3 protein-coding genes are annotated in these 5599 nt (G+C 42.5%); 2 read left to right on the forward strand and 1 reads right to left on the reverse strand.

The window, feature by feature from the left end; all coding sequences use genetic code 11:
- The first annotated feature begins 924 nt into the window (after nucleotides 1–924).
- The gene (locus WR49_RS20545) at nucleotides 925–2475 is read left to right on the forward strand and encodes a Na+/H+ antiporter NhaC family protein (protein WP_046225257.1); all 1551 of its coding nucleotides are present in this window, start codon (nucleotides 925–927) and stop codon (nucleotides 2473–2475) included.
- A 374-nt stretch (nucleotides 2476–2849) separates the two neighbouring features.
- Entirely contained in the window at nucleotides 2850–3443 is a 594-nt protein-coding gene (locus WR49_RS20550) for an acetate uptake transporter (RefSeq protein WP_046225258.1), read from the forward strand.
- A 161-nt stretch (nucleotides 3444–3604) separates the two neighbouring features.
- Here the strand turns inward: WR49_RS20550 and WR49_RS20555 are convergent, their stop codons facing one another.
- Nucleotides 3605–5152, reverse strand: a complete 1548-nt coding sequence (locus WR49_RS20555) for an alanine/glycine:cation symporter family protein (RefSeq protein WP_017056722.1) — start codon at nucleotides 5150–5152, stop codon at nucleotides 3605–3607.
- Between the last annotated feature and the right edge of the window lie 447 nt (nucleotides 5153–5599).

Here is a 5599-nt window from a genome sequence, read left to right on the forward strand (position 1 = left end):
ACCTTTCGCAAGTCCTTGCAGGGCAAGGGGCTTCGTAATCTTGCCCTAGGAGGTATAAGTCTTGGTCATTGAAGTGGCTAATCTCCCAAGGTGAAGTAGCAGACTGTAGCTAAGATCTCTAAGTAGGTGTATATATTGTACCGAACTTCATGAGGCACAAAATAATTAACAATTAGCGTTACCGGAGCCGTGAACCCAACATAATATAAAATCAGTTTGTTTCTTCTAAACTTATGAAGTAAAGACAACAATAAGTTTGATTGTTCTTTGTGAGGAGCGGGTTATGCGGTTGTCGTCTCTGAATCCATGTTACCCCTCATCAAGATTTCCTATCATGATTAAGGGTTAGTTCATTTGGACTGGTTTTCTACTTTAGGCTCATTTGCTATTACAAAAATAAACGAAATAATTCCTTCCATTTTTCACAATCCGACTATACTTAGATTACGACTCAAAGCAGTCGTAGATAATAGGCTTTTTGATTTACCGAAGTATAAAAAATGGTTTATATCTGATAGGTATAGATAAAAACTCTACCAGGCTAAACGGACTTAGTTGGTCTTAAAGCGCTAGATCCCCCTAGCGCTTTTTCTTTTCTGTTTGACTCTGGTGACTGACCTTTGATTAACGATCTTCTGTGACCGATATATATTCAGCTTATCTACTTATAATATGACGTTGCTAGGCCTGTTTCCGCTTCTTCCGAATGATCACCACAAATCAGCGAAGCGATCAATGAGGTTAGAAATTCAAGTCTAAAAACGATTAGCGACATGGATTCTTCCAAGCTATTTTAGCGACCTAATCCCTATGTGAAGACTAATTACTCTGTTAGGAAATAAAGTTCTGTACAAACACCCCTTGTGAATTTATATTCAAATTTAATTTATATTTATTCTTTTATTTTAGGGTTAAGGTGTACCTATGGAACAGACAGATATCACGTCACTCATCCCCATTGTGATTACTTTGGTGTTGTCGTTGGCGACAAGGAATGTGGTGATTGGCCTTTTTGCTGGCGTGCTAAGTGGTGTTGCGATGCTGACTGGCATGTTTAGCGAACTCAATCCGCTTGATACGTTTGGTACCATGGTCAAAGGTTACTTAGTCCCCCAACTTACTGACAGCTACAACGCTGGTGTGATCATGCTGTTGGTGTTCATCGGTGGCTTTGTTGCTCTGATGGAGAAGTCAGGTGGTGGCGTTGCGTTTGCAAAGCGAGTGACTCAGTGGGTAAGCAATAAATTCCAAGCTCAATTGTCAGCATGGTTGGGTGGAATCGTTATATTTTTCTATGACTTAGGCACCCCTTTAATCGTTGGCCCTGTTTTTCGTCCCCTTTTCGATAAACTGAAACTTTCTAGACAGAAGTTAGCATTCATTATCGACTCAACCTCGTCGCCAGTTGCCATCCTTATTCCTTTCATTGGGTGGGGCGTTTACATCATGAGCCTGATCCAAAAAGAGTTTACGGCGTTGAATGTCAACATGTCCGATTGGGATGCGTTCATCGGTGCAATTCCTTTTCAGTTCTACGCATTCCTCGCGATTTTCATCGTTCCGCTCGTGTCCGTTAAAGGTTTAGACTTTGGGCCAATGGCAAAAGCTGAGCGCGAGTGCCAAGCGGGAATTAACTCTGGCGTGATTAACGAATCACTAAATCCGTTATCGAATAAAAATGCAACGGCATCTTTTGTCTGGGCACCATTGTTAGTGATGCTGGTGGTGTTGTGTGCCATGTTGGTTCCACAAGGCTTCCCGTTCCAAAAGGTCGCGGGTTCATCGTTCAGAGCAGCTTTATCATCGGCTTACTTCTTTGCCGCGATCACCTTGATTTCACTCATGGCTTACTACGGAGTAAGAAAGCTATCTGATGGTGTTTCAGTGTACTTAAAAGGTATGGGAAACATGATGCCAGTGGCGATCATTTTGGTATTGGCTTGGGCGTTAAGTACAGTCGGTAAAGAGTTGGGTGCAGCGGCTTATATTGCCGAGCAAGCACAGAGTGGTTTCCCTTATTGGCTAGTGCCTGCGGTCGCTTTTTTGTTGTCGGCCATTATTTCATTTGCTACCGGTTCGTCGTGGGGAACCTTCGCGATAATGATGCCATTGGTTATTCCAACCGCGATTGCGATTGATGCACCACTACTCGTCGCAATTGGCGCAGTGTTGTCTGGTGGTTTGTTTGGTGACCATTGCTCACCGATCTCTGAAACAACGATTCTTTCTTCAACAGGGGCAGGGTGTGATCAGTTTGAACACTTTAAGACACAGCTTCCTTATGCGTTGATGAACGGTTCTATTGCTCTGATTAGTTTTGTAGTGGCAGGCTTTACGGGAAGTGCACTGGTTGTGTTGGGTGCTCTTGTTGTTCAGTTGCTTGTTGTGACACTGCTAGCCAAGCGTGATGCGAGTAAAAACGCTTCTTCAGAAGTTCAACCTCAAGTCTCTGATTCTAAAATACAACAAGCGTAATTTAAGATTACAAACGAGGGATGAGGCTTAATGAATAGATACGGGATGCGAGTAAACGAGTAACGAAAAGCTTGCTCTCTATCTATTGTTATTCATTTTATAACCTGCATCTCACTTACTTCAGTCTAAACATCTTCTCCGCATCCCGAATCTCGTTTACTCGTACCTAAACAAACAAGCGCGATAGAGATCCTATTAATTGATAATTTCAATGAATCAATATGTTCACTATAAAATCAATTCTCCATAAGATCATTTGTACAATCTTAGTTTTCGATAACTGGATTACCTAGTCGTACGGTTTATAGATTAAAATTTTATGATAATTTTTATCGTTTTTTTTTAATTAACCACTTTAATAAGGTAAATTCGTAATGTCGACCAAACTAGCTAACCCAGCGCCATTAGGCTTAATGGGTTTCGGTATGACCACTATTCTTCTTAATATCCATAACGCAGGTTTTTTCCCAATCGATTCTATGATTCTTGCAATGGGTATTTTTTACGGTGGTTTGAGCCAAGTTATCGTGGGCACTATGTGTTTCAAACGTGGTGATACGTTCGGTACGACTGCATTTACTTCATATGGCCTATTTTGGTTATCTCTAGTTGGTTTGATCGTAATGCCTTACATGGGCCTACCAGCAAGCCCTGCTGCATTCATGGTTTGGTACCTACTTCTATGGGGCATCTTCACTGGCTTCATGTTCATCGGTTCTCTATGCTACCCAGTAGCGAAGCAAGTAGTATTCGGTTCACTAACTATCTTGTTCTTCCTACTTGCAGCTCGTGATTTCACTGGTAGCGAACTCATCGGCACTATCGCTGGTTTTGAAGGTATCTTCTGTGGCGCTTCAGCTATCTACTTTGCAATGGCACAAGTAATCAACAACGAATACGGCCGCACAGTTCTGCCTATCGGTGAGAAGAAAGCACCTCAACTGGCAACACAAGAAATCGCTGCTTAATACTCTAACTCGGGAACAGTTAGTTTGTTATAAGCCGTTTATTGGTTATGAATAAAACAAAAGGGGTTAGCCGAAATGGCTAACCCCTTTTTTATGCGTTATTAATAGCGCGAGTTAAAGCGAGCTATTTGCTAAAGCAATCCATTTGTTAAGGCACAAGCTTAAGCTGAAGGTTGCTCTACAGGTTTAGTGTCTGCAGCTTCAGCTTCAGGAGACTTACCTGTTTTACGCTTGTACTTCTCTTCCCAGTAAGTCGCCCCTTTAATACCTAGTTTCACAGGGTTGAACGTGTACTCAGTGACGCCTTGTTTCTGTTGCTCTTCGTAATCAGCCAGTGCTTTAAGCGCAGGCTTAGACATGAAGAAGATAATCAGAATACCGACGATGTTTAACCATGCCATCAAGCCAACACCTACATCACCCATTGCCCATGCAAGGTTCGCTGTTTTAACTGTGCCATAGAAAACCGCAGTGATAAGAACAAGCTTAAGTACGAACATCATGCCAGGGATTTTGATGGTACGACGTAAGTAAGCAATGTTCGTTTCTGCGATGTAGTAGTAAGCAAGAATCGTTGTAAATGCGAAGAAGAACAGAGCAAATGCGATGAACGGCTTACCAACCCCTGGTAGAGCACTTTCAATTGCAAGCTGTGTAAATACAGGACCATTCGCACCAATGTTGGCTGCTAAGTTCTGAACAAGGAATACACCTTCTGCACCGCCGTGAACGTTGTAAGCACCAGTGATGATGATCATAAACGCGGTTGCAGAACAGACTAGAAGTGTATCGATGTAGATAGAGAAGGATTGAACCAGACCTTGCTGAGCCGGGTGATCAACACTTGCCGCCGCCGCCGCGTGAGGACCAGTACCTTGACCCGCTTCGTTTGAGTAAACACCACGCTTAACACCCCAACCAATTGCAGCACCGAAGCCCGCCATAGGTGTGAATGCATCACTAACTATCATAGAGAAAACAACCGGAACTTGGCCGATGTTCAGTAGGATGATAACGAACGCGATGATGATGTAAGCCAATGCCATGAATGGGACAACAATCTGCGTGAAGTTCGCAATACGTTTAACACCACCGAAGATGATGAAACCAAGAATGATAGCGACAACAGTACCAGTGAAAATTTTAGCGAAACTGAATGTACCGACAGCTGTTTCGATCATAGCTCCTGAACCAAATGCAGCTTCTACAGCGTTACCGATACTGTTTGACTGAACACCTGGAAGTAAAATACCACAAGCAAAAATAGTCGCGATTGCAAAGATCCATGCGTACCACTTCTGACCCATCGCTTTTTCGATGTAGTAAGCCGGACCACCACGGAACTGGCCTTCGTCTTCTTCTTTATAGATTTGCGCTAACGTAGATTCTGCGAAAGCAGTCGCGGCGCCAAAGAAGGCTACAACCCACATCCAGAATACCGCACCTGGGCCACCGAAACCGATAGCAGCAGCAACACCTGCAATGTTACCTGTACCTACACGGCCAGATAGCGAAACAGCTAGAGCTTGGAAAGATGAGATACCTTTGGTTGAACTTTTACCCGAAAGTAACAAGCGCCACATTTCAAAGAAGTGACGGATTTGTACAAATCGAGTCATGATGGAGTAGAACAAACCAGCACCTAAACATAGGTAGATAAGTACTGGACTCCAGATTATTCCATTCAAAAAATCAACGAATGACTGCATGAGTATTTTCCCTGTTAGTTTTACTTATGATTGTTTTTCGAACAACACAATACTTCACTTGTAATGTAAGTGTTAAATTATTTAACTACGCAATAGAATTCTTGTGACATAAAGCAAGTTACAGGAGGCATTTGTTAACGCTTAGTGCTAGTTCGTAAATCGTTTTATTTAACCTTAAATGCAACTGATTGCTTTTGCTTTTGTTTGAATAAGTGCATAAATAATGATTAAAATAAACAAGCAAAGTGCGGGGTAATAGCGGAAGGTTATTGACCTATGTGAGCAACCTGATCGTGAGTCAATATTGGGCCGTCAACCTACAAAGGGCTAGCGTGTATAAGAGCTATCTGAATCCAGATCTGGATTAGCTTGTGTTTCTAAATGCGCCACTTCTTCATCCAGGGCAAGATCATGAAAACCCCTTATGGAATAAGGGGTGACGTGAAG

The organism is Vibrio sp. ECSMB14106, assembly GCF_000972265.1.
Classification (GTDB): domain Bacteria; phylum Pseudomonadota; class Gammaproteobacteria; order Enterobacterales; family Vibrionaceae; genus Vibrio; species Vibrio kanaloae.

Excerpts from the sequence above, each read along its gene's own strand:
- WR49_RS20545 (WP_046225257.1), top strand. The coding sequence starts at position 925 with ATGGAACAGACAGATATCACGTCACTCATCCCCATTGTGATTACTTTG.
- WR49_RS20550 (WP_046225258.1), top strand. The coding sequence starts at position 2,850 with ATGTCGACCAAACTAGCTAACCCAGCGCCATTAGGCTTAATGGGTTTC.
- WR49_RS20555 (WP_017056722.1), bottom strand. The coding sequence starts at position 5,152 with ATGCAGTCATTCGTTGATTTTTTGAATGGAATAATCTGGAGTCCAGTA.